Below are 23136 nucleotides of genomic sequence, written 5' to 3'. Positions count from 1 at the left end.
CCATGGGCAGGAGCCCCAACGAGATAGGAAACAGCCATGTCTGATATCCTGAGTAATGATGTGGATTCAATTGAGACTAGAGAGTGGTTAGATGCCCTCGAGTCTCTGATCCGTCAAGAAGGTCCCGAGCGCGCGCAGTACATCTATGAGCGACTCACCACCAAGGCTATCCAGTCCGGTGTTGCCGTGGCGCGTAATGCACACTCAGATTACGTCAACAGCATCGCCCCCGACGAAGAGCCGGAATATCCGGGTAACTGGGATCTGGAACGGCGGATCCGCGCCATTATCCGTTGGAACTCAATCATGATAGTGCTGCGCGGCTCCAAGAAGGATCTGGACCTGGGCGGCCACATGTCTTCCTTTGCCTCCAGCGCGACCATGTACGAAGTGGCATTCAACCATTTCTTCCGTGCCCGCAACGACAAGGACGGCGGTGACCTGGTGTTCTTCCAGGGCCATATCTCACCCGGTGTCTATGCCCGAGCCTTTGCCGAAGGTCGTCTGACCGAGGCCCAGCTGGACATGTTCCGCCAGGAAGTGGACGGCAAGGGTATTCCCTCCTATCCCCATCCCAAGCTGATGCCGGATTTCTGGCAGTTCCCGACCGTATCCATGGGGCTGGGGCCGATCAATGCCATCTATCAGGCCCGTTTCCTCAAGTACCTGACCGACCGTGGCCTGAAAGACTGTTCCGAACAGCGGGTCTACGCCTACCTGGGTGACGGCGAGATGGACGAGCCGGAATCCAAGGGTGCGATCACCATCGCGGCCCGTGAGAAGCTCGACAACCTGTGCTTCATCATCAACTGCAACCTGCAGCGCCTCGATGGCCCTGTTGTGGGTAACGGCAAGATCATCAACGAGCTGGATGGCCTGTTCACCGGTGCCGGCTGGAACGTGGTCAAGGTTATCTGGGGACGTCGCTGGGACGACCTGCTGGCTAAGGACAAGACCGGCAAGCTGATCCACCTGATGAACGAAACCCTGGACGGCGACTACCAGACCTTCAAATCCAAGGACGGCGCCTATGTGCGCGAGCACTTCTTCGGCAAATATCCCGAGACCCGTGATCTGGTCAAGGACATGACCGACGAGGAAATCTTCGCCCTCAACCGGGGTGGCCATGATCCGGCCAAGATGTTCGCCGCCTACAAGAATGCTGCCGACACCAAGGGCAAGCCGACCGTTATCCTGGCCAAGACCATCAAGGGTTATGGCATGGGTTCCGCGGCCGAAGGCAAGAACATCGCGCACCAGGTCAAGAAGATGGACATGTCGGCGATCAAGCACCTGCGTGACCGCTTCAACATCGAAGTCAGCGACGAAGAGCTGCCCAACCTGCCTTACCTCAAGATCGAGGAAGGTACCCGTGAGCACGAATACCTGCACACCCGTCGCCAGGCGCTGAAGGGCTATGTGCCGACCCGTTTGCCCCAGACCACCATTAGGCTGGATATCCCCACCTTGAGTGAGTTCCAGCCGTTGCTGGAAGAGCAGAAGCGGGAAATTTCCACCACCATGGCCTTTGTCCGCTCCCTGAACATCATGCTCAAGGACAAGTCGATCGGTAAGCGTATCGTGCCCATTCTGGCCGACGAGGCCCGTACCTTCGGGATGGAAGGCCTGTTCCGCCAGATCGGCATCTACAACCCCTATGGTCAGCAGTATGTGCCCCAGGACCGTGAGCAGGTCGCCTATTACAAGGAAGACAAGCAGGGCCAGGTGTTGCAGGAAGGTATCAACGAGCTGGGCGCCATGTCCTCCTGGCTGGCGGCGGCAACTTCCTACAGCACCAACGACTGCCCCATGATCCCGTTCTACATCTACTATTCGATGTTCGGTTTCCAGCGGGTGGGCGATCTGTGCTGGGCGGCCGGTGACCAACAGGCCCGCGGCTTCCTGCTGGGCGCGACCTCGGGTCGTACTACCCTCAACGGTGAAGGCCTGCAGCACGAGGACGGTCACAGCCAGATCCTGGCCAACACCATCCCCAACTGTATTACCTATGACCCCACCTTCGCCTATGAAGTGGCGGTGATCGTGCAGGATGGCCTGCGCCGCATGTACGGCGACAAGCCGGAAAACGTCTACTACTATCTGACCACCCTGAACGAGAACTACCACCAGCCGGCGATGCCCGCCGGTGCCGAGGATGGCATTCGCAAGGGTATCTACAAGCTGGAAACCGTGGCCGGCAGCAAGGGCAAGGTTCAGCTGATGGGCTCAGGTTCCATCCTGATCGGCGTGCGTGAAGCGGCCCGCATCCTGGCCGACGAATACGGCATCGGCTCCGATGTGTACAGTGTTCCCTCGTTTAACGAAGTGACCCGTGATGGCCAGGACGTGGAGCGTTGGAACATGCTGCACCCGACCGATGAGCCCAGGGTGCCTTACATCGCCCATGTAATGGGCAAGGAGCCGGCCATCGCCGCCACCGACTACATGAAGAACTACGCCGAACAGGTGCGTGCCTTTATGCCGTCGGTCAGCTACAAGGTACTGGGTACCGATGGTTTCGGCCGTTCCGACAGCCGTGAGAACCTGCGTCGTCACTTCGAGGTAAACAGCCATTATGTGGTGGTGGCTGCCCTCAACGAGCTGGCCAAACAGGGCTCGCTGGACAAGCAGGTGGTGGCCGACGCCATCAGCAAATACGGCATCGATGCTGATAAGATCAACCCGCTGTACGCATAAGGGGTAATGCATGTCTAAAGATATTCTGGTTCCGGACATAGGTGCGGACGAGGTTGAAGTAACCGAGATTCTGGTCGCCGTGGGTGATAGCGTCACCGAAGAGCAGTCCCTGCTCAGTGTCGAAGGCGATAAGGCCTCGATGGAAGTGCCGGCCCCCGCCGCCGGCGTGGTCAAGGAAATCAAGATAGCGGTGGGCGACAAGGTCGCCACCGGTAGTCTGATCATGGTGTTTGAAGGGGAGGGCGGTGACACCGCCCCGGCTGCCGAGCAAGCGGCGCCCGCCGCCGAAGCCAAGGCGGAATCCGCTCCCGCTGCCTCCGGCGCTGTGCAGAAAGAAGTCCAGGTACCGGACATCGGTGATGACGAAGTGGAAGTCACCGAGATTGCCGTCAAGGTCGGCGATACCGTGAGCGAAGAGCAGACCCTGCTCAGCGTCGAAGGCGACAAGGCCTCGATGGAAGTGCCGGCCCCCTTCGCCGGCAAGGTGGCCGAGATCAAGATTGCGGTAGGGGACAAGGTGTCCACCGGCAGCCTGATCATGGTATTCGAAGTGGCCGGCGCCGCGGCTCCGGCAGCCCAGGCGGCCCCCGCCGAAGCCGCACCGGCCGCCGCGCCTGCAGCGGCGGCAGCCAAGGACGTGAAGGTGCCGGATATCGGCGGTGATGAAGTGGAAGTCACCGAGGTGATGGTCTCTGTGGGCGATCAGGTGGCCGCCGATCAGTCGATCCTTACCGTTGAAGGCGACAAGGCCTCGATGGAGGTGCCCGCGCCCTTTGCCGGTGTGGTCAAGGAAATCAAGGTCGCCACCGGCGATAAGGTGTCCACCGGCTCGCTGGTGATGGTGTTTGAAGTAGCCGGTGAGGCCCCTGCCGCCAAGGCCGAGGCGCCGAAGGCTCCTGCTCCGACCAAGAAAGAGGCGCCGAAAGCGGCTCCGGCCGCCAGCTCGGCCAAGGCCGGCTTCGTGGAAAACAACGCCTATGTGCACGCCACCCCGGTGGTTCGTCGCCTGGCCCGTGAATTCGGCGTGGATCTGTCCAAGGTATCCGCCACCGGCCCCAAGCAGCGCATTCTGAAGGAAGACGTACAGAATTACGTCAAGTCCATCATCAAGCGCGTGGAAGGCCAGCCGGCAGGCGTGGCCGTGGCCGGCAGCGGCTTCGAGGTGTTGGCATGGCCCAAGGTCGACTTTGCCAAGTTCGGTGAAGTGGAAGAAGTGCCGCTGACCCGGATCCAGAAGATCTCCGGTCCGAACCTGCACCGTAACTGGGTCAAGATTCCCCATGTGACCCAGTTCGACGAGACCGACATCACCGAGCTGGAGGAGTTCCGCAAGAGCGAGAACGCCATCGCCGAGAAGCAGAAGCTGGGTTACAAGATCTCCCCGCTGATCTTCATCATGAAGGCCGCCGCCAAGGCGCTGGAAGCCTTCCCCAAGTTCTGCTCTTCCCTGTCGGAAGACGGCCAAAGCCTGGTGATGAAGAAGTACGTGCACATTGGTGTGGCGGTGGATACCCCCAATGGTCTGGTGGTGCCTGTGGTGCGCGACGTCAACAAGAAAGGCATTCGCGAGTTGGCCCTGGAGCTGGGTGAAATCTCCAAGAAGGCCCGCGCCGGCAAGCTGACCGCGGCCGACATGCAGGGCGGTTGCTTCACCATCTCGTCGCTGGGCGGCATCGGTGGCACCCAGTTCACCCCCATCGTGAATGCGCCGGAAGTGGCCATCCTGGGTGTGTCCAAGTCCAGTATCAAGCCGGTGTGGAACGGCAAGGAGTTCGAGCCTCGTCTGATGCAGCCGCTGGCGCTGAGTTATGACCATAGGGTGATCGATGGTGCCGACGGTGCCCGCTTTATCACCATGCTGAGTGGTGTGCTGAGCGACCTTCGTCGTTTAGCCCTTTAATGTGACAAGGCAGGCATTAGCCTGCCTTTTTACTTTCTTTTTACCGACAGAACAGTAAACTTTTGCCCGTTTGGTTTGGCAGTGGTCGTAATGAGTCTGGTCTGTCCAGATGCTGCTGTTTGAACAGGGCGAAATAATCATAATAGAGGTCACCATGAGTCAAGAAGTAAAAGCTCAGGTAGTGGTATTGGGCGCGGGCCCCGCAGGCTATTCTGCTGCCTTCCGTGCCGCCGATCTGGGTCTGGAAACGGTTATCGTCGAGCGCTATGCCACCCTGGGTGGTGTGTGTCTGAACGTGGGCTGTATCCCCTCCAAAGCTTTGCTGCATATCGCCAAGGTGGTTGGCGAAGCCAAGATGATGGCTTCCCACGGCGTCAGCTTCGGCGAGCCGGAGATCGATCTGGACAAGATCCGCGGTCACAAAGAGAAGGTGATCGGCCAGCTGACCCAGGGCCTGGGTGGCATGGCCAAGATGCGCAAGGTCAAGGTGGTCAATGGTTTGGCCAAGTTCACCGGCGCCAATACCCTGCAGGTGGAAGGCGAAGCCGGCAGCACTACCGTGACCTTTGATAACGCCATTATCGCGGCGGGTTCCCGTCCGATCAAACTGCCCTTTATTCCCCATGAAGATCCCCGGATCTGGGATTCGACCGATGCCCTCGAGCTGAAAGAAGTTCCCGAGAAGCTGCTGGTCATGGGTGGCGGTATCATCGGCCTGGAAATGGGTACCGTGTACCATGCCCTGGGCTCCAAGATCGACGTGGTCGAGATGTTCGATCAGGTGATCCCGGCTGCCGACAAAGACGTGATCAAGATCTTCACCAAGCAGGTGAAAGACAAATTCAACATGATGCTGGAAACCAAGGTCACCAAGGTTGAAGCCAAGGAAGACGGCATTTATGTGACCATGGAAGGCAAGAAGGCCCCGGCCGAAGCCCAGCGTTACGACGCCGTACTGGTGGCCATCGGCCGTACCCCGAACGGCAAGTCACTGGATGCCGAGAAGGCCGGCGTCAATGTCGATGAGCGTGGTTTCATCAATGTCGACAAGCAGTTGCGCACCAATGTGCCGCATATCTATGCCATTGGCGACATCGTCGGTCAGCCGATGCTGGCCCACAAGGGTGTACACGAAGGTCATGTAGCCGCCGAAGTGATCGCCGGCATGAAGCACTACTTCGATCCCAAGGTAATCCCCTCCATCGCCTATACCGAGCCGGAAGTTGCATGGGTGGGTGTCACCGAGAAAGAAGCCAAGGAAAAAGGCCTGAACTTTGAAGTGGCCAGCTTCCCCTGGGCTGCTTCCGGCCGCGCCATCGCCTCCGATTCGTCCTACGGCATGACCAAGCTGATCTTCGACAAGGATACTCATCGGGTGCTGGGTGGTGCCACCATAGGTACCAACGCCGGCGAACTGCTGGGTGAAATCGGCCTGGCTATCGAAATGGGTGCCGATGCCGAAGATTTGGCGCTGACCGTACATGCGCATCCGACCCTGCACGAGTCCGTAGGGATGGCCGCCGAAATCTTCGAAGGGTCCATTACCGACCTGCCGAATGCGAAGGCCAAGAAGAAGAAGTAAGCCCGTTCAAGGCTGCTAAAAAACCCGGCCCCGGCCGGGTTTTTTATGCCTGGCGGCCACCGATGCAATGGTTATTCAGAAAGAGCGGCGACCCTGCCGCGATATTGCCGGTTTCATTGCCCCAGACCGGGCCTCCTGCAGCAGCCAGGCTTCCCGCTATTGGCTGCCGGCCCTACAATGGGGTTATCTTTCCCTAATATTTTGTCATGCCCATGAACCGTTTTTTCCCGTTGTTGCTGTTACTGATCGGCATCAGTCTGCCGGCCCATGCGGAGCGTCCCAAAATCGCCCTGGTATTGAGCGGCGGCGGCGCCAAGGGGGCGGCCCATATCGGTATTATCAAGGTATTGGAAGAGCAGCGCATTCCGGTGGATATCATCACCGGCACCAGCATGGGCGCCTATGTGGCGGGCATGTATGCCCTGGGACTGGATGCGGACGAATTGGAGCGGCAGACCCTGGCCCTGGACTGGAATCAGGGTTATCAGGACCAGGTGGCGCGGGATGAACTGTCGCTGCGCCGCAAACGGCAAAACGACGAGTTTTTGCTGCAGACGGATATTGGCGTCAACAGGGCCTGGCAGCTCAGCCTGCCCGGCGGTTTCTTTCAGGGCCAGGCGATGGGCGCCCTGCTGCGCCAGAGCACCCTTAATATCCCCAAATTGAAGAATTTTGATCGGTTGCCCATTCCCTACCGGGCGGTGGCCACCGATATGGAGACGGTGACCCCTGTGGTGTTGAAGCGGGGTCACCTGGCCACCGCCATGCAGGCCTCGATGTCGGTGCCCGGGGTTCTGCAGCCGGTGGAACTGGGGGGCCGGCTGCTGGCCGACGGCGGCGTGGTCAACAATATGCCGGTGGATGTGGCCAAGGCGATGGGCGCCGATGTGGTGATAGCGGTGGATATCGGCGATGCCATGCTGTCCAGGGAGCAACTGGACAGCGCGCTGGCGATGGTCGGGCAGCTGACCAATTACCTGACACGCTCCGGTACCGAACGGCAGAAGGCGTTGATGGGAGGGCAGGATATCCTGATCAGCCCGCCTATCGGGGGGATCGGGGTTGGGGATTTTAACCGTATGCCGGAGATCATTGCCCGCGGCGAGGCCGCCGCGCGCGGTATGTTACCGGCCCTGTCCCGGTTGTCGCTGAGCGAGGCCGACTATCATGCCTACCAGTCCGCCAAGCTGGACAGGCGGGCCCGGCTGGGGCGCTCGGATGCCATTTACCTGGACAGGATCGAGGTGGATAACAATTCCGGCCTGAGCGATGAAGTGATCAAGGATGTGTTGGGGGTAGAGCCGGGCCAGTTTCACCAGGCCCGGGAACTGGAAAAGGGCGTCCGCCGCCTCTATGCCCTGGATGCCTTCGATCGGGTCACCTACCAGATAGAGGAGAGGGACGACGAGCAGGTATTGACGGTGCTCACCAATGAAAAAAGCTGGGGGCCCGGTTTTGTCGACCTGAAGTTTGCCCTGGAAGACGATTTCTCCAGTCGTTCCAACTATGAGATAGGCGCCCAGTTCAGGAGGACCAATATCAATATGCTGGGCGGGGAGTGGCTGGTGGAGGGCACCTTCGGCAGCAACAAGCAACTGGCCAGCGAGTTCTATACTCCCCTGGATACCGGCTATCTCCTGTTCTGGAAGGCGCGGGCTGAGTATGAAAAACGTCGGCGCACCTTCTTCTTTAATGGCGAGCAAGTGGCCGACAGTCCCTTTGCGCCCCTGACGACCCTGGATTTTGACTACAGTTCCTGGACCCTGTCCAGCGAACTGGGGGGCAACCTGCGGCCCTGGAGTGAACTGGCGCTGGGCGTGCAGGGGCTGGTGGGGGATATTGCCACCCGCAATATCGACAGTCGTTTCGATATTGATTCATTCGGGCCTTATGTCAGGTTCAGCCACGATACCCTGGACAATGTCTTCTTCCCCACCCGGGGGACCGCCTTCGAGACCCGGGCCGGTTATTTTCGCAATGGCCTGGAGGTGGCAGGGGAACGGGAAGAAATGACAGTGCTGGACTATACCCTGGACTGGCTGCAGCCTTTTGCCCTGGACCGGCATACCCTGGTCGCCAAGTTGAGTTACGGAGGCTCCGATGCACAGCAGCCGATCCCCGTGCTTGCCCGCAGTTTGGGCGGCCTGTTCAACCTGTCCGGTTACCAGACCGATCAGCTGAGCGGTCGTTACAGTGCCTTCGGTGGCTTGCTCTACCACTTTCGCTGGTTTGACAATGACTTTGGGGCCTTCCGTTCACCTGTCTATGTGGGGGGCTCGCTGGAGCGGGGCGGGGTCTGGAGTTCGGGTAGTGATATCCGCTGGCAGACGGCACTCGGCGCCGGCAGTGTTTTTATTGGTGTGGACACCAATTGGGGACCCTTATATCTGGCATACGGCGAGGGAGAAGGGGATAAAAGCAGCTTTTATCTCTATTTCGGCAATCTGTTCAGCTTTTAAATGTTAACTAATTGTTTGTTTTGTGTGCCGGCGGGATAAATGAAAAAATCATTTTAAATCATTACCTTAATCAAGTGTTCGACCAAAGGGTAGTGGGCCCTGATTTTAATTGCTGGTCAAAACTTATATACTGCTGCGGCGTCCGCAAGGATGTTGTACCAAGGTACTAGCCCTAACAAGGATATTCCCGCCCAAGGTGGCGAATGATAATAAGAGGATACAGTCGTGCTTGAAGCCTATCGTAAACACGTCGAAGAACGTGCCGTTGAGGGAGTCGTTGCCAAACCCCTCGATGCAGAGCAAGTTGCCGCCCTGGTTGAATTACTCAAAATCCCCCCTGCCGGCGAAGAATCCTTCCTTTATGAATTACTTTCCACTCGCATTCCCCCCGGAGTTGACGAAGCGGCCTATGTAAAGGCTGGTTTCCTGGCCGCCGTCGCCAAGGGTGAAGTGAGCTCGCCTGTGGTTTCCCCCGCCCAGGCCACTGAACTGCTGGGTACCATGCAGGGCGGCTACAACATAGCCCCGTTGATCGAACTGCTGGATGTTGAAGCCCTGGCGCCAATCGCCGCCAAAGCCCTGAGCCACACCCTGCTGATGTTCGACGCCTTCCACGACGTGGACGAAAAGGCCAAGGCCGGCAACGAATTTGCCAAGCAGGTGATGCAGTCCTGGGCCGAGGCCGAGTGGTTCCTGGAGCGTCCCAAGCTGGCCGACAAGATCACCATGACCGTATTCAAGGTGCCCGGCGAAACCAATACCGATGATCTGTCCCCGGCCCAGGACGCCTGGTCCCGCCCGGACATCCCGCTGCATGCCCAGGCCATGCTCAAGAACGCCCGTCCCGGCATCGAGCCCGACGAAGACGGTGTCATCGGCCCCATCAAGGCCATTGAAAGCCTGAAGGAAAAAGGCCATCCGCTGGTATACGTGGGTGACGTGGTCGGTACCGGCTCCAGCCGCAAGTCCGCCACCAACTCCGTGCTGTGGCACATGGGCGACGACATTCCCTTCGTGCCCAACAAGCGTGCCGGCGGTATCTGTATCGGCAGCAAGATCGCCCCCATCTTCTTCAACACCATGGAAGATGCCGGCGCCCTGCCCATCGAATGCGACGTGACCAAACTGAACACCGGTGACGTGATCGACATCTACCCCTACGAGGGCAAGATTTGCCGTCATGGCAGCGACGAAGTCATCAGCACCTTCACCCTGAAAACCGAGGTGCTGCTCGACGAAGTCCGCGCCGGCGGCCGTATTCCGCTGATCATCGGCCGCGGCCTGACCGACAAGGCCCGCGAAGCGCTGGGTCTGGATGCCTCCACCGTGTTCAAGCGTCCGGGCGCCGTGGCCGACTCCGGCAAGGGCTACACCCTGGCCCAGAAGATGGTCGGCAAGGCCTGTGGTGTGAAGGGCGTGCGCCCCAACCAGTATTGCGAGCCCAAGATGACTACCGTCGGCTCTCAGGACACCACCGGCCCCATGACCCGCGACGAGCTGAAGGATCTGGCCTGTCTGGGCTTCTCCGCCGACCTGACCATGCAGTCCTTCTGTCACACCGCCGCCTATCCCAAGCCGATCGACGTGACCACCCACCACACCCTGCCGGACTTCATCATGAACCGCGGCGGCGTGTCTCTGCGTCCGGGCGACGGTGTTATCCACTCCTGGCTGAACCGCATGCTGCTGCCCGATACCGTCGGCACCGGCGGTGACTCCCACACCCGTTTCCCGATCGGCATTTCCTTCCCGGCGGGCTCCGGCCTGGTGGCTTTCGCCGCCGCCACCGGCGTCATGCCGCTGGACATGCCGGAATCGGTACTGGTGCGCTTCAAGGGCGAAATGCAGCCCGGTATTACCCTGCGTGACCTGGTGCATGCGATTCCCTACTACGGCATTCAGAACGGTCTGCTGACCGTGGCGAAAGAAGGCAAGATCAACGAGTTCTCCGGCCGGGTTCTGGAAATCGAAGGTCTGCCCCAGCTGAAAGTAGAGCAGGCGTTCGAACTGGCCGATGCGACTGCCGAGCGTTCCGCTGCCGGTTGTACCATCAAGCTGGATAAAGAGCCGATTGCCGAGTACCTGAACTCCAACATCGTGATGCTGAAGTGGATGATCGCCGAAGGTTACGGCGATCCCCGTACCCTGGAGCGTCGCATCAAGGGCATGGAAGAGTGGCTGGCCAACCCCGAGCTGCTGGAAGCCGATGCGGATGCCGAGTACGCCCACGTGCTGGAAATCGACATGAGCGAGATCAAGGAGCCCATTCTGTGCGCCCCCAACGATCCGGACGACGCCCGTCTGCTGTCCGACGTGACCGGCGAGCAGATCGACGAGGTGTTTATCGGTTCCTGCATGACCAACATCGGCCACTTCCGCGCCGCCGGCAAGCTGCTCGACAAGTACAAGGGCCAGCTGCCGACCCGTCTGTGGGTGGCACCGCCTACCAAGATGGACAAGGATCAGCTGACTGCCGAAGGTTACTACGGCATCTTCGGTCGGGTCGGTGCCCGCATCGAGATCCCGGGCTGCTCCCTGTGTATGGGTAACCAGGCGCGGGTCGGTGACAACACCACAGTGGTGTCCACCTCCACCCGTAACTTCCCCAACCGTCTGGGCAAGGGTGCCAATGTGTACCTGGCCTCCGCCGAGCTGGCGGCGGTGGCGGCCATTCACGGCAAGCTGCCGACGGTCGAGGAGTATCAGGAATACGCCCAGGCGCTCAACGCCACGGCGGCGGATACCTATCGTTACCTGAACTTCGACGAGCTGGACAGCTATGTGGAAAAGGCCGACACCGTGATTTTCCAGCAGGCTATCTAAGCCTCTTAGCGAATCATGCGGTAAACAAAAGCCAGCCTTCGGGCTGGCTTTCTTGTGGCTGAAAATCAGGCGTAGGGCGGGCCTGAGCCCGACGCAAATAATACCAAACAGATTAAATCACTGATCTATGTTGTTGCTCTGTAATACTAATCCTAGTAAATAATCGATCTATTTCATCCCTGTATAAATATCGGACAAAGCGTCTGCTCCATCGACCCGCTTCAAGCACACTCTATGTGCCGGTCGGTGGAGGTGATCTCTTCGTCCTCCTTATACCAGCCAGTTGCCTGGTGGCGTTGTTTATAGATAACTCGATATATGATCAGCTCTTTATTCAAGTTGGAATCACAGATTCATTCTGCCGGCGTGGGCTCTCTTTCAGTTTCCGGCTCTGTCGGTTGCGGCTGGCTCAGCGGCATGATGATGTTCATCAGGATGGCGGTGATGCCGCCGGCGGCGATGCCGGAAGAGAACACGTTCTTCACCAGCTCGGGCATAAACTGCAGTATTTCCGGACGCTGTGAGATACCCAGTCCCATACCGAAGGAGATGGCCATGATCAACAGCGCCCGACGGTCCAGGGTTTCCCGGGAGATAATTCGTACCCCGGCGGCGGCGATCGAGCCGAACATCACCAGGGTGGCGCCGCCCAACACCGGCTCGGGAATACGCTGGATCAGGGTACTGATGGCCGGGAACAGGCCCATCAGTACCAGGATGGCGGCCACGAAGAAGCCCACATGGCGGCTGGCGACGCCGGTCATCTGGATCACCCCATTGTTCTGGCTGAAGGTGGATACCGGAAAAGTGTTGAACAGCGAAGCCAGGGAAGAGTTGACGCCGTCGCCGAGTACGCAGCCCTTGAGGCGGCCCATATAAACAGGTCCCTTAACCGGTTCGCCTGACACTTCCGAGGTGGCAGTGGTATCACCGATGGCTTCCAGGGCGGTGATCAGGTACACCAGCACCAGAGGGATAAACAGCGAGGCATCGAAGCCCAGGCCGTATTGCATGGGAATGGGCAGGGCCATGGTCGGCAGGCTGTCGCCAACCGGTGTCAGCTTGTCCATCCCCCAGGCCAGCAGGGTACCGGTCACCATGGCGACCAGGATGGATGACAGGCGGATATAGGGATTACGGCTGCGGTTCATCAGAATGATGATGGCAAGTACGGTACCGGCCATCATCAGGTTGTCCATCGCACCGAAGCTGCCGTCCTGCATGGCGCCGAAGCCGCCACCGATGGACAGCAGTCCCAGCTGGATCAGGGTCAGACCGATCAGGGTGACGATAATACCGCTGACCAGGGGCGAGATGAGGCGCCGGGCCAGGTGCAGGAAGCGGGACAAGATCATCTCGGTCGGCGCGGCCAGCAGCGCGGTGCCGAAGATGGCGGCGAGCATGGTTTCGGTGGTGACGCCGCCGTCTTTCATGGCCAGGCCGCTGGCGATGATGGGACCCAGGAAGTTAAAGCTGGTGCCCTGGATGGACAGCAGGCCGGTACCCACGGGCCCGAACCGCCTCATCTGGATGAAGGAGGCTATGCCGGTGATAAACAACGACATGCTGATGATATGGGCGGTATCGGCGGCGGGGATACCCAGGGTCTGGCAGATGATCAGCGGTGGGGTAACGACGGCCACGAACAGGGCCAGCAGGTGCTGGATGGCGGCGAACAGGGATTGCATAAAAGGGGGCTTGTCGTACAGCCTGTAGACCAGATCCTGCTGGCTGACCTGAGCTTGCGGGTGATGGTGCATTGTTTGTGTTCCGTTGGTGTATACGATTTGTTACGTAGATGACCTGGTTGTGATTATTATTGGCTTGTATGGACGGTCATCTTTTTTAGGTGAGGAGTTTTTATCTGCATGCATTGAAAAATGTGATCGAATCTCTCCTTAATTTGAGGATCGCGGCTAGGATACTGGAGATAAATCTGTCAGGCCAGTTTCCTTTGAATTAAGAGTGTATGCATTACCGTGAACAATGCTATTGCTGATAGCCGTTGTTCCGAAACAAACCGTGCACGTGCAGGTACCAGGGTGGGGGACTACAGGCACCTACTTATTTGCATGGTGTTGCGAATGGTTTTCTTTTAGAATCTCGTGCGCACCGGAACTTGGAGTGTCAGACCGAATGAATTGCACGGAGATGAAACATGGAACGCCTCGATGAACTGCTCGTATCCTTGCAGGTCCTGCTATGGGATCCGCTGATCGACAGGCTGATTGGTATCTTCGATCTCAATGGGCGCTTCTCGGTCTGGTTTCTGGGCATATCCTATCTGGCGGCCCTGGGGCTCTATCTACTGCGCCGCCAGGATGGCACCACGACAGCCAGTAGCTATTGGCGCTTTATCGGCGGCCGCGATGTGTTGTTCCATCCCTCGGCCTTGCTGGACTATCAGTACTACCTGTTGCGCGGTGTGCTCAAGCTGCTGTTTGTGCTACCGGTGGTTGGGCTGGTGGAGCCCCATATCTGGGAGTCCCGGGACTATATGGGATTCTTCACCCGGGTCTGGGGCGAGCGGCCGCGCCTGGGTGAAAACATGGGGCTGATGATGCTCTATGGTCTGGGCCTGTTCCTGGTGGCCGACTGCGTGCATTACTGGGTGCACCGGGTCTTTCATTGCCGCTGGCTGTGGGAATTTCACAAAGTGCACCATTCGGCGGAGGTGCTGGTGCCAGCCACTGCCAGTCGAATCCATGTGGTGGAAAAGGTGGTGGAGAAACTGGCCAAGGGCGTTTTTATCGGCGCCTACGCGGGCGGTTTCTATTATCTGTGTGGCGGCAGCGTCAGCAAGTATACCCTGTTCGGATCCAGCTACCTGGTGCTACTGTTCAACTCGCTGGCCGCCAATCTCAGGCATACCCATATCTGGTTGTCGTTCGGGCCGGTTGTCGAGCATGTGATCAACAGCCCGGCCCAGCATCAGATCCATCACAGCAACGATCCCAAACATTTCAACAGAAACTTCGGCACCAATTTGTCGGTGTGGGACTGGATGTTCGGTACCCTGTATGTCACCAGCTGGCAGCCAGAGCCGCTCACCTTCGGGGCGGGAAAACCGGAAAACAACCGTTACCGCAGCCTGTGGGCACTGATCTTCCTGCCCTTTATCCTCACCATCAGCCGGTTGCGTGATCGACTTCGCCTGGTTGGTCGACGGTCGGCAGCAGGGGCCGGGCGCTGAGAAATTTGTCCGACACCGGTTGGCAGGGGTAGAATCACCGTTTTAACGCAGGAGGTATGGGTGGAGTTTGAATTCCTTCGGGACCTGGAAGGGCGTCACCGGGCCCGTTTTACCATGGGCCATGAAGCCCTGGGTCAGTGGCTGACCGATGAGGTGGATCCCGTCGAGGCGGCCGAACTGTTGCTGGTTATCGGCCGCATCGAGGCATGTGAACTGCAGCAATTCAGCAAAACTTACCCCGAGTTTAGCCTGCTGCTGACCCGAGAAGAAGCCGAGTTGAGTGCCCATGCCCTGGCTTTTGATACCGACCAGATGGAAGACGGCATGGCCTATTACGATGACGAGCTGTACGCCGGTTGCGGCCTGGATGATCTGGCTCGGGTGCTGAAACAATGGCTGAAATTCATCGAAACTTAACGCGGTAAGCTGTCGGCTTTAAGCTGTCCCGTGCTGCCAGCCATATCATACCTTCGAGCCGGAATCTTGTTACTTGAATGCACGAGATTCCGGGGCTCTCATACCGAACTCGATTCAGTCGCTTAATGGCCATAGATCGGGATTCGCGTCGCTCATCGTCAACCGCCCCAAGTCGCTGACGCAACCTATCACCAGCCGCCAACTCGATCCTCTTGCTGTTTCTGGCTTGCAACTTAAAACGTGATCTTCCCCCGCCCGCTCTTGATCTTGCCTCTGTGGGTCTTGCTGTCCGTGCGCTTGCGCTTGGCGGCCTTGCTTGGTTTGGTCGCCCGGCGCACCTTGACCGGCCGGGCGGCCTGTTGCAGCAGGGTGAGTAGCGCTTCCCTGGCGGTTTCCTTGTTTTGCAACTGGCTGCGATAGCTCTCGCATCGGATCAGGATGCAGCCCGATTCCAGCACCCGGTGATCCTTCATCTTACTCAGCCCCACCTTGTATGCATCGGGCAGGGTGGGGCTGTTGGCGTAGTCGAAGCGCAGCTGCACCGCCGAATCGGTCTTGTTCACATGCTGGCCACCGGGGCCGCTGGCCCGCATGGTTAAAAACTCCAGTTCCTGCTCGGGGATCTGTACCCGGGCCGATAGGGATAACATTACGACTCCATTGCACCATTTCGGTGCGTTCATAGTTTGGCCTGCACCAGGATCATATCACAGCGGGCGCCTTAATCTATTTTTTACGTATAACCATTTGAAAATAAAGAAATAAAAAACTGGCACGAATATTGTTTATATCTGATTAACCCAGGCTTACACAAGGGAACTAGCCATGAAAATGATCTGCGCCATTATCAAACCATTCAAGCTGGACGACGTGCGTTCGGCCCTTGCCGAGGTCGGCATCGAAGGGATGACAGTCTCGGAAGTAAAGGGATTTGGCCGGCAGAAAGGCCATACCGAATTGTACCGGGGAGCCGAGTACACGGTGGACTTCCTGCCCAAAATCAAACTGGAAATCGCCACTCAGACCGAACAGGTCGAACGTGTGCTGGAGGCAATCTGCGACACCGCCTATACCGGCAAGATAGGCGACGGCAAGATTTTTGTTTACGACCTGCAGCAAACCGTGCGTATCCGTACCGGTGAGCGGGATATTGAAGCGATTTAAGCGAGGGAATGCATGATGGATGCACTAACTGAAGTGAAATTTGCCCTGGACACCTTTTATTTCCTGATGTCCGGTGTGCTGGTGATGTGGATGGCGGCTGGCTTCGCCATGCTGGAGGCTGGCCTGGTACGAGCCAAGAACACCACCGAGATCCTGACCAAGAATATTCTGTTGTTCGCCATTGCCTGCACCATGTATTTGCTGGTGGGTTACCACATCATGTATGTGGACAATGCCGAAGGCGGTTGGCTGCCCAGCCTGGGCGGCCTGATCGGCAGTCAGGCTGAGGGCGCCGATCATGCCCTGGAATCCGACTTTTTCTTCCAGGTGGTGTTCGTGGCGACGGCCATGTCTGTCGTTTCCGGTGCCGTGGCCGAGCGCATGAAGCTGTGGGCCTTCCTGGCCTTTTCGGTGGTGCTGACCGCCTTTATCTACCCGTTGGAAGGCTACTGGACTTGGGGCGGCGGCTTCCTGTCCGAGTGGGGCTTCACCGACTTCGCGGGCTCGGGCATAGTGCATATGACCGGTGCCGCCGCCGCCCTGGCCGGTGTACTGCTGCTGGGTGCCCGCAAGGGGAAATACGGCAAGAACGGCGCCATCCATCCGATTCCCGGCTCCAACATGCCGCTGGCGACCCTGGGTACCTTTATCTTGTGGATGGGCTGGTTCGGCTTTAACGGGGGCTCCCAGCTGCTGGTGTCCGATGTGGAGAACGCCACCGCAGTGGCCAAGATTTTTGTTAACACCAATGCTGCCGCCGCCGCCGGTGCCATCGGCGCCCTGCTGGTCACCAAGCTGACCTGGGGCAAGGCCGATCTTACCATGGTACTGAACGGCGCCCTGGCCGGCCTGGTGGCCATTACCGCCGATCCCCTGTCGCCCGGTCATTTGTGGGCCGCGTCCATCGGTTTGCTGGCCGGTGTGCTGGTGGTCTATGCCATCGTCAGCCTGGACAAGCTGCGCATCGATGATCCGGTCGGCGCCATCTCGGTGCACGGTGTTTGCGGTATCTTCGGCCTGCTGCTGGTGCCGGTGGCCAACGACGACGTCAGCGTATGGGCCCAGTTGGCCGGTATCCTGGTGATCGGTGCCTGGGTATTTGGCGCCAGCCTGCTGGTTTGGTATGTGCTTAAGCAGGTCATGGGGATCCGCGTGACCGAAGAAGAAGAACTGTCCGGCATGGACATGATCGACTGCGGTATCGATGCCTATCCTGAATTCGTGACCGTGAAGCAAAACTGATTGATGATTTGACGAGGCTGCCGAGCCTGGTTTTTTGGGGGACCCTGGGTCCCCCTTTTTTCGTATTGAGTCAGCAGGCCGGGTAAAACGAGTGCGGATGAAAATTTTTCTTATTCAGTCATGATCTGGCTATTGATTACGTTAGCTACAAATGTATACTGCTAAATGCTAATTATTCTCAATCAACCAAATGGAACCTGGATAATGCACCATAAACACCTGTTGTCCGCTGCCGCTGTGTTGGTAAGCAGTGTGTCCGCCAATGCCTTTGCCGAAGAGGTGAACGTCTATTCCAACCGTCAGGACTTCCTGATCGCCCCTATCGTCGAGGCCTTTACCAAGGACACCGGCATCGATGTCAATGTGGTGTTCATCAAGAATGGCATGGGTGAGCGCCTGGAGCGGGAAGGGCGCCTGTCACCGGCCGATCTGGTGTTGACTGTCGATGTCAGCCGCTTGATGGATGTGGTCGACAAGGACCTGACCCAGCCGCTGGACAACAAGGTGCTGGAGGAAAACATTCCGGCCCAGTATCGGGATGCCGATGGCCGCTGGTTTGCCCTGACCACACGCGCCCGGGCCGTGTACAGTTCGGTGGAGCGAGTAGGCAAGCGTGACGACATCACCTATGAAGAGCTGGCGGATCCCAAATACAAGGGCAAGTTGTGTACCCGCAGCGGCAAGCACCCCTACAATGTGGCGCTGACTGCCTCCATGATTGCCGAGCATGGCAGCGAATACACCAAAACCTGGTTGGAAGGTCTGAAGGCCAACCTGGCGCAGAAGCCTCAGGGCGGCGACCGGGATCAGGTCAAGGCCATCAAGGACGGGGTCTGTGATTACTCCCTGGGCAACAGCTACTACTACGGCGTCATGCTGACCAACGACAAGCAGCGTGAGTGGGCCGAAGCTGTTCATATCAACTTCCCCAACCAGGCGGATCGTGGCACCCATGTGAATATTTCCGCCATGGCTTTGACCAAGCATGCCAAGAACAAGGATGCGGCGGTCAAGCTGATGGAGTTCCTGAGCAACGATCAGGCTCAGCACCTGTATGCCTCCGCCAACAATGAGTATCCGGTCAAGCCGGGCGTTGAGCCATCCGAGCTGGTCAAGGGCTGGGGCGAGTTCAAGTCCGATACCTTGCCGCTGACCGATGTGGCAAAACATGCCAAAGAAGCGCTGCAATTGCTGGACGAGGTCCAATACGATCTGTAAAAAGACGGGGGTGCGCCCCCGTGTAGAGTAATAGATGAAAAGACTTGGTTGGACAGTCAGCAGCTGGGGCCTGGCCCTGCTGCTGACTTTGCCTGTTTTGGCCCTGGTCTATGAGGCCTTTTTACCCACAGAGGATATCTTTCATCATCTGTGGAGTACCGTGTTGCCTGTGTACATTGGCAATACCTTCTGGTTGGTGCTGGCGGTGATGGGTTTCAGCCTGTTGTGCGGGCTGCCCGCCGCCTGGCTGATGGCCATGTGCGAACTGCCGGGCAAGCGCTGGCTGCAATGGGCGCTGATCCTGCCCCTGGCCATGCCTTCCTACATAGTGGCCTTCGTCTATACGGATCTGCTCGATTATTCCGGCCCGGTCCAGTCTGCCTTGCGCGGCTGGTTCGGCTGGCACTCTTCTGCGGACTATCATTTTCCCGCTATCCGCACCCTGGGTGGGGCGGCCATCGTGCTGGGACTGGTGCTCTATCCCTATGTCTATCTGCTGGCCCGAACCGCCTTCCTCGAACAGTCCACCAACCTGGTTCAGTCCAGCCGTCTGCTGGGCTGTACTCCCTGGCAGAGTTTCAAGCGGGTGAGCCTGCCCCTGGCGCGGCCGAGCATCGCCGTCGGCCTGTCACTGGTAGCCATGGAGACCCTGGCCGATTTCGGCACAGTTCACTTTTTCGCGGTCAGTACCCTGACCACGGCAGTCTACGATACCTGGCTGGGCTACGGCAGCCTCAATGCAGCCGCAAAGATTGCCGCCATCATGCTGCTGGTGGTCATGCTGCTGCTGAGCATGGAACGCATGAGTCGCAAGCGTCAGCAGGTGTTCCAGAAAACCATGGAGCATGAGCAGGAATGCGGTTACCGGCTGACCGGCCTGACTCGCCTGGCTGCCCTGGGCTATTGCTGGGGGCTGGTGACCATCGGCTTCCTGCTGCCCTTCGGCATCCTCTGTTATCACGCGGTGCATTATTTCGATCAGGCATGGAACGCCAGGTTCTTCGAGTACAGCGCCAACAGCCTGCTGCTGTCGACCCTGGTGGCTGTGCTGGCCATCGGGCTGGCGGTGATGCTTGCCATGAGCCACCGGTTGAAGGGCAAGACCTATACGGTGCTGCCCATGCGGTTGGCGTCCATGGGCTATGCCCTGCCGGGCACTGTGCTGGCGATTGGCGTGTTGATCCCCTTGACCGGCATGGACTTTGTCATCAATGATCTGGCGCTGGTACTGGGGTTGAAGGAGCCCGGGCTGGTGCTGACCGGCACCATGACCGCCATTGCCTTCGGCTATCTGGTGCGTTTCTCGGCCATGGCGGTGGGCGCGGTGGAAAGCAGCATCAACAAGGTCTCACCGTCGCTGGATATGGTTACCCAGACCCTCGGCTATGGTCCGGGCGGCATGATTGCCCGGGTGCATATTCCCCTGATCCGCAAAGGGATACTGGCCGGGGCCCTGCTGGTGTTTATCGAGTGCATGAAGGAGCTGCCGGCGGCCTTGTTGCTGCGCCCCTTCAACTTCCATACTCTGGCGACCTATGTGTATCAATTCGTGTCCGATGAGCAACTCGAGCTGGGCGCCCTGCCTGCCATTGTTATCGTGCTGGTCGGGTTGATCCCGCTGATATTTTTAAACCGTTCTCTGGAGCAGCATCACTGATGGCCGCCTTGGATATAAAGGGTATTCGTTGCAGTTATAACGGCAAGCCCATCTTGGATAACCTCTCCCTGTCGGTGGCGGAGAATGAAATCATGTGCCTGCTGGGGGCCAGCGGCTGCGGCAAAACCACGCTGTTGAAGGCGGTGGCGGGGCTGCTGCCGGTATCCCGGGGGGAAATTAGCATCCACGACCGGCAGGTGAATGGCTCTGGTGTGGCGCTGGTGCCCGAGCTGCGCAACATTGGCATGATATTCCAGGATTATGCACTGTTCCCGCATCTGACGGTGGCGGACAATGTCGCCTTCGGCCTGGTGAACAAGGAAAAGAACAAGGCCAGGATCCGGGCCCGGGTCGCCGAGGCCCTGGAGCTGGTCAATCTGGCGGAGCTGGGCGAGCGTTATCCGCACCAGCTGTCGGGCGGTCAGCAGCAGCGGGTGGCGATAGCCCGGGCACTGATCTGCCAGCCCAGGTTGATGCTGCTGGACGAGCCTTTTTCCAATATCGACACCCAGGTGAGGATGCGGCTGATCGGCGAGATCCGGGGATTGCTGAAGGGTCAGGGGATTAGCGCCATGTTTGTCACCCACAGCAAGGAAGAAGCCTTCGCCTTCTCCGACAAGCTGGCGCTGTTCCGGGCCGGCCATATCGAGCAGGTGGGCCGGCCGCAGACCCTGTATCAGCATCCTGAGAGCCGTTTTGTAGCCGATTTTCTGGGGCTGGCCAATTATGTGCCGGGGCAGGTGCTGGACAGTCATAGTGTCAGCACCCCCTTTGGCCGCGTCAGCAGTGTGTCGGCGTTGAGCCTGGCCGCCGGTACCCATGGGCACCTGTTGCTCAGGCCCAGGCAAATACAGCTGGCGCTGGCGGAGCAGGGCAATGGCCGGGTACTGGAGCAGCAGTTCCTCGGCAGCCATACCCGCTGCCTGGTCGAATGCCGGGGGGTACGCCTCGAGGTCAGTATCAATGAACCCTTGCCGGCGGTCAGTCAGGTCAATGTCAGTATCAGTCCCCATTCACTGACGTTCTTCCCCGACGCCGAGGCAAGCAGTAATCAGACGGAACCGATGCGCAAGTTGGGTTGATAAGAGATGGGCCCCCGGGGGAGGGAGTCGTCAAATCCTCCTTCCTTGGTCACTGCTGCCACCTGTTCGCACTTGCCTGTTGCCGTATGGCTCACGTTATACTGGGTTGTTTCCCTATAGGAGAGCAGGCGAATGACACCACAAGCAGGCATCTGTGCCGAGCCCAACCTTCATGCCTTTTATCTGATGTTCAATCTGATTCCCGGCAAGCGGGAGCAGGTGCGGCAAGCCCTGGCAGAGCTGCCGGTCTTCTGGCAGCACACCGCCGAACAATACCCGGAGGCCAGCTTTTCCGGCCTGGTGGCTATCGGCAACAACGCTTGGGATGATATTTATCCCCACGCCAGGCCCGCCGGGCTGAGCGCGTTTCCGGCCCAGCAGGCGGGAGATCGACAGGCGCCCGAAACCCCTTATGATCTCTTCTTCCAGTTCAGGGCAGATCGGCTGGATGTGGCCTATATCGCCAGCCAGCAGGTGATGTCGTTGCTTGCCGGGCTGGCGGAGCTGACCTATGAACGGCAAGGATTCCGTTACCTGGACAGCCGTGATTTCACCGGTTTTGTCGATGGTACCGAGAACCCTCAGGATGAGCACAGGGCAGAAGTGGCGCTGGTAGCCGAGGGACGCTTTGCCGGTGGCAGCTATCTTCATGTGCAGCATTATCGCCATCGCATGGCCAAGTGGCGGAAGCTGCCGGTCAGGCAGCAGGAAGACGTCTATGGCCGTACCAAGTTGGAGAATATCGAGTATGAGTCGGCGCGCAAGCCGCTGACCGCCCATACCAAGCGCACCAGCCTGAAAGACGAGCTGGGAAAAAGCATGGAAATATTGCGGCAGAGCATGCCCTGGGGTAATGCCACCGAGCAGGGTCTGGTGTTTATTTCCTGCTGTTATACCCCGCTGCATTTCACCCGTATGTTGGAAAGCATGTTTCAGGGGGACGGGGCGGGGAACTTCGATCACCTCACCCTCTTTACCCAGGCGGAAACAGGCAGTGCGTTTTTCGCGCCGTCCTTGGAGTGGCTGGCTCGCCAGGGCGACCTGTTAGGCGGGAGTTAGGGACTGGAGAACTGGAGATCAGGGACTTGAGAGCGGGGACTGTACTCCACTCCCAAGTCCCTAGTCTCGGTTCAGACGTATTGCTCAAACAAGTCCAGCACGCTCTGATAAAGTTCTTCTATCGGGGTGTTATGGGTGGGGGTGATAAAAATGGTATCGTCCCCGGCAATAGTGCCCAATATGCCTTCGGCCTTGCCGAGCGAGTCGAGCATGCGGGCTATCAGCTGGGCGGCACCAGGACTGGTGTGGATCACGATCAGGGCATTGTTGTGGCCGACATCCAGTACCAGGTTCTTCAACTGGCTGCTGCTGGTGGGAACACCCAGCTCGACGGGCAGGCAATAGACCATTTCCATCTTGGCGTTACGGGTACGCACGGCACCGAACTTGCTCAGCATGCGTGATACCTTGGACTGATTGATATTGTCAAATCCCTGCTCCTGAAGGGCATTGACAATTTCAGCCTGGGAGCCGAACCTTTCTTCCTTGAGCAGTGCTTTGAAGGCCTTAATGAGTTGTTCTTGCTTCTCGTTCATTTTTTGGAGCCGGCTGAGAGTGGTGGAATAAGGCATATTGTCTATCCATAAGGCAGTATTATCAAGGATTAGTCATTTGTATTGCATAAAGATGCAGAATTAGCTTG

Annotated in this window: 16 protein-coding genes; 13 read left to right on the top strand and 3 right to left on the bottom strand. The window is 58.5% G+C overall.

Annotation, left to right across the window (positions count from 1 at the left end; genetic code table 11):
• Positions 1 to 36 precede the first annotated feature (36 nt).
• From aceE to acnB, 5 genes are all read left to right on the top strand, one after another.
• Entirely contained in the window at positions 37 to 2697 is a 2661-nt protein-coding gene (gene aceE / locus DCS96_RS14450; protein ID WP_116475117.1) for a pyruvate dehydrogenase (acetyl-transferring), homodimeric type, read from the top strand.
• A gap of 10 nt (positions 2698 to 2707) precedes the next feature.
• Positions 2708 to 4597 carry a pyruvate dehydrogenase complex dihydrolipoyllysine-residue acetyltransferase gene (gene aceF, locus DCS96_RS14445; RefSeq protein ID WP_116475116.1) on the top strand — a complete coding sequence of 630 codons (1890 nt, stop codon included), beginning with the start codon at positions 2708 to 2710 and terminating at the stop codon, positions 4595 to 4597.
• A gap of 154 nt (positions 4598 to 4751) precedes the next feature.
• A complete protein-coding gene (gene lpdA, locus DCS96_RS14440) occupies positions 4752 to 6179 on the top strand; it encodes a dihydrolipoyl dehydrogenase (protein WP_116475259.1) in 1428 nt (475 codons plus the stop codon).
• Between the two features lie 212 nt (positions 6180 to 6391).
• Entirely contained in the window at positions 6392 to 8638 is a 2247-nt protein-coding gene (locus tag DCS96_RS14435) for a patatin-like phospholipase family protein (RefSeq protein WP_116475258.1), read from the top strand.
• A gap of 225 nt (positions 8639 to 8863) precedes the next feature.
• A complete protein-coding gene (acnB, locus tag DCS96_RS14430; RefSeq protein ID WP_116475115.1) occupies positions 8864 to 11461 on the top strand; it encodes a bifunctional aconitate hydratase 2/2-methylisocitrate dehydratase in 2598 nt (865 codons plus the stop codon).
• A gap of 353 nt (positions 11462 to 11814) precedes the next feature.
• Here acnB and DCS96_RS14425 read toward each other — a convergent pair whose 3' ends face one another.
• Positions 11815 to 13221: a uracil-xanthine permease family protein gene (locus DCS96_RS14425; RefSeq protein ID WP_116475114.1), complete on the bottom strand. Its 1407-nt coding sequence runs from the start codon at positions 13219 to 13221 to the stop codon at positions 11815 to 11817.
• Between the two features lie 398 nt (positions 13222 to 13619).
• On the opposite strand from DCS96_RS14425, the gene DCS96_RS14420 reads away from it, so the two are divergent.
• Both DCS96_RS14420 and DCS96_RS14415 read left to right on the top strand, forming a co-directional pair.
• A complete protein-coding gene (locus tag DCS96_RS14420) occupies positions 13620 to 14654 on the top strand; it encodes a sterol desaturase family protein (protein ID WP_116475113.1) in 1035 nt (344 codons plus the stop codon).
• Between the two features lie 60 nt (positions 14655 to 14714).
• A complete protein-coding gene (locus DCS96_RS14415; protein WP_116475112.1) occupies positions 14715 to 15071 on the top strand; it encodes a YacL family protein in 357 nt (118 codons plus the stop codon).
• Positions 15072 to 15304: 233 nt separating this feature from the next.
• On the opposite strand, the gene arfB is transcribed toward DCS96_RS14415, so the two are convergent.
• On the bottom strand, positions 15305 to 15721 hold the full coding sequence (arfB, locus tag DCS96_RS14410) for an alternative ribosome rescue aminoacyl-tRNA hydrolase ArfB (protein WP_116475111.1): 417 nt from the start codon (positions 15719 to 15721) through the stop codon (positions 15305 to 15307).
• Positions 15722 to 15896: 175 nt separating this feature from the next.
• Between arfB and DCS96_RS14405 the strand changes: the two genes are divergently transcribed.
• The 6 genes from DCS96_RS14405 (at position 15897) to DCS96_RS14380 (ending at position 22493) form a co-directional block, all read left to right on the top strand.
• The gene (locus DCS96_RS14405; RefSeq protein ID WP_116475110.1) at positions 15897 to 16235 is read left to right on the top strand and encodes a P-II family nitrogen regulator; all 339 of its coding nucleotides are present in this window, start codon (positions 15897 to 15899) and stop codon (positions 16233 to 16235) included.
• A 15-nt stretch (positions 16236 to 16250) separates the two neighbouring features.
• Positions 16251 to 17477, top strand: coding sequence for an ammonium transporter (locus tag DCS96_RS14400; protein ID WP_198650091.1), 1227 nt, complete (start codon positions 16251 to 16253; stop codon positions 17475 to 17477).
• Between the two features lie 204 nt (positions 17478 to 17681).
• Positions 17682 to 18695 carry a Fe(3+) ABC transporter substrate-binding protein gene (locus DCS96_RS14395; protein WP_116475108.1) on the top strand — a complete coding sequence of 338 codons (1014 nt, stop codon included), beginning with the start codon at positions 17682 to 17684 and terminating at the stop codon, positions 18693 to 18695.
• 34 nt (positions 18696 to 18729) lie between these two features.
• The gene (locus DCS96_RS14390) at positions 18730 to 20352 is read left to right on the top strand and encodes an ABC transporter permease (RefSeq protein ID WP_116475107.1); all 1623 of its coding nucleotides are present in this window, start codon (positions 18730 to 18732) and stop codon (positions 20350 to 20352) included.
• Positions 20352 to 21434, top strand: a complete 1083-nt coding sequence (locus DCS96_RS14385) for an ABC transporter ATP-binding protein (protein ID WP_116475106.1) — start codon at positions 20352 to 20354, stop codon at positions 21432 to 21434. Before DCS96_RS14390 ends, DCS96_RS14385 begins: the two co-directional genes overlap by 1 nt.
• Positions 21435 to 21566: 132 nt before the next feature.
• Entirely contained in the window at positions 21567 to 22493 is a 927-nt protein-coding gene (locus tag DCS96_RS14380; RefSeq protein ID WP_116475105.1) for a Dyp-type peroxidase, read from the top strand.
• Positions 22494 to 22564: 71 nt separating this feature from the next.
• Here the strand turns inward: DCS96_RS14380 and argR are convergent, their stop codons facing one another.
• Positions 22565 to 23065 carry a transcriptional regulator ArgR gene (gene argR / locus DCS96_RS14375; RefSeq protein ID WP_408646013.1) on the bottom strand — a complete coding sequence of 167 codons (501 nt, stop codon included), beginning with the start codon at positions 23063 to 23065 and terminating at the stop codon, positions 22565 to 22567.
• Between the last annotated feature and the right edge of the window lie 71 nt (positions 23066 to 23136).

Source organism: Zobellella maritima, assembly GCF_003075035.1.
Lineage (GTDB): Bacteria > Pseudomonadota > Gammaproteobacteria > Enterobacterales > Aeromonadaceae > Oceanimonas > Oceanimonas maritima.
Note: the sequence above shows the minus strand (reverse complement) of the source record. Positions and strands in the feature narration are given on the sequence as shown.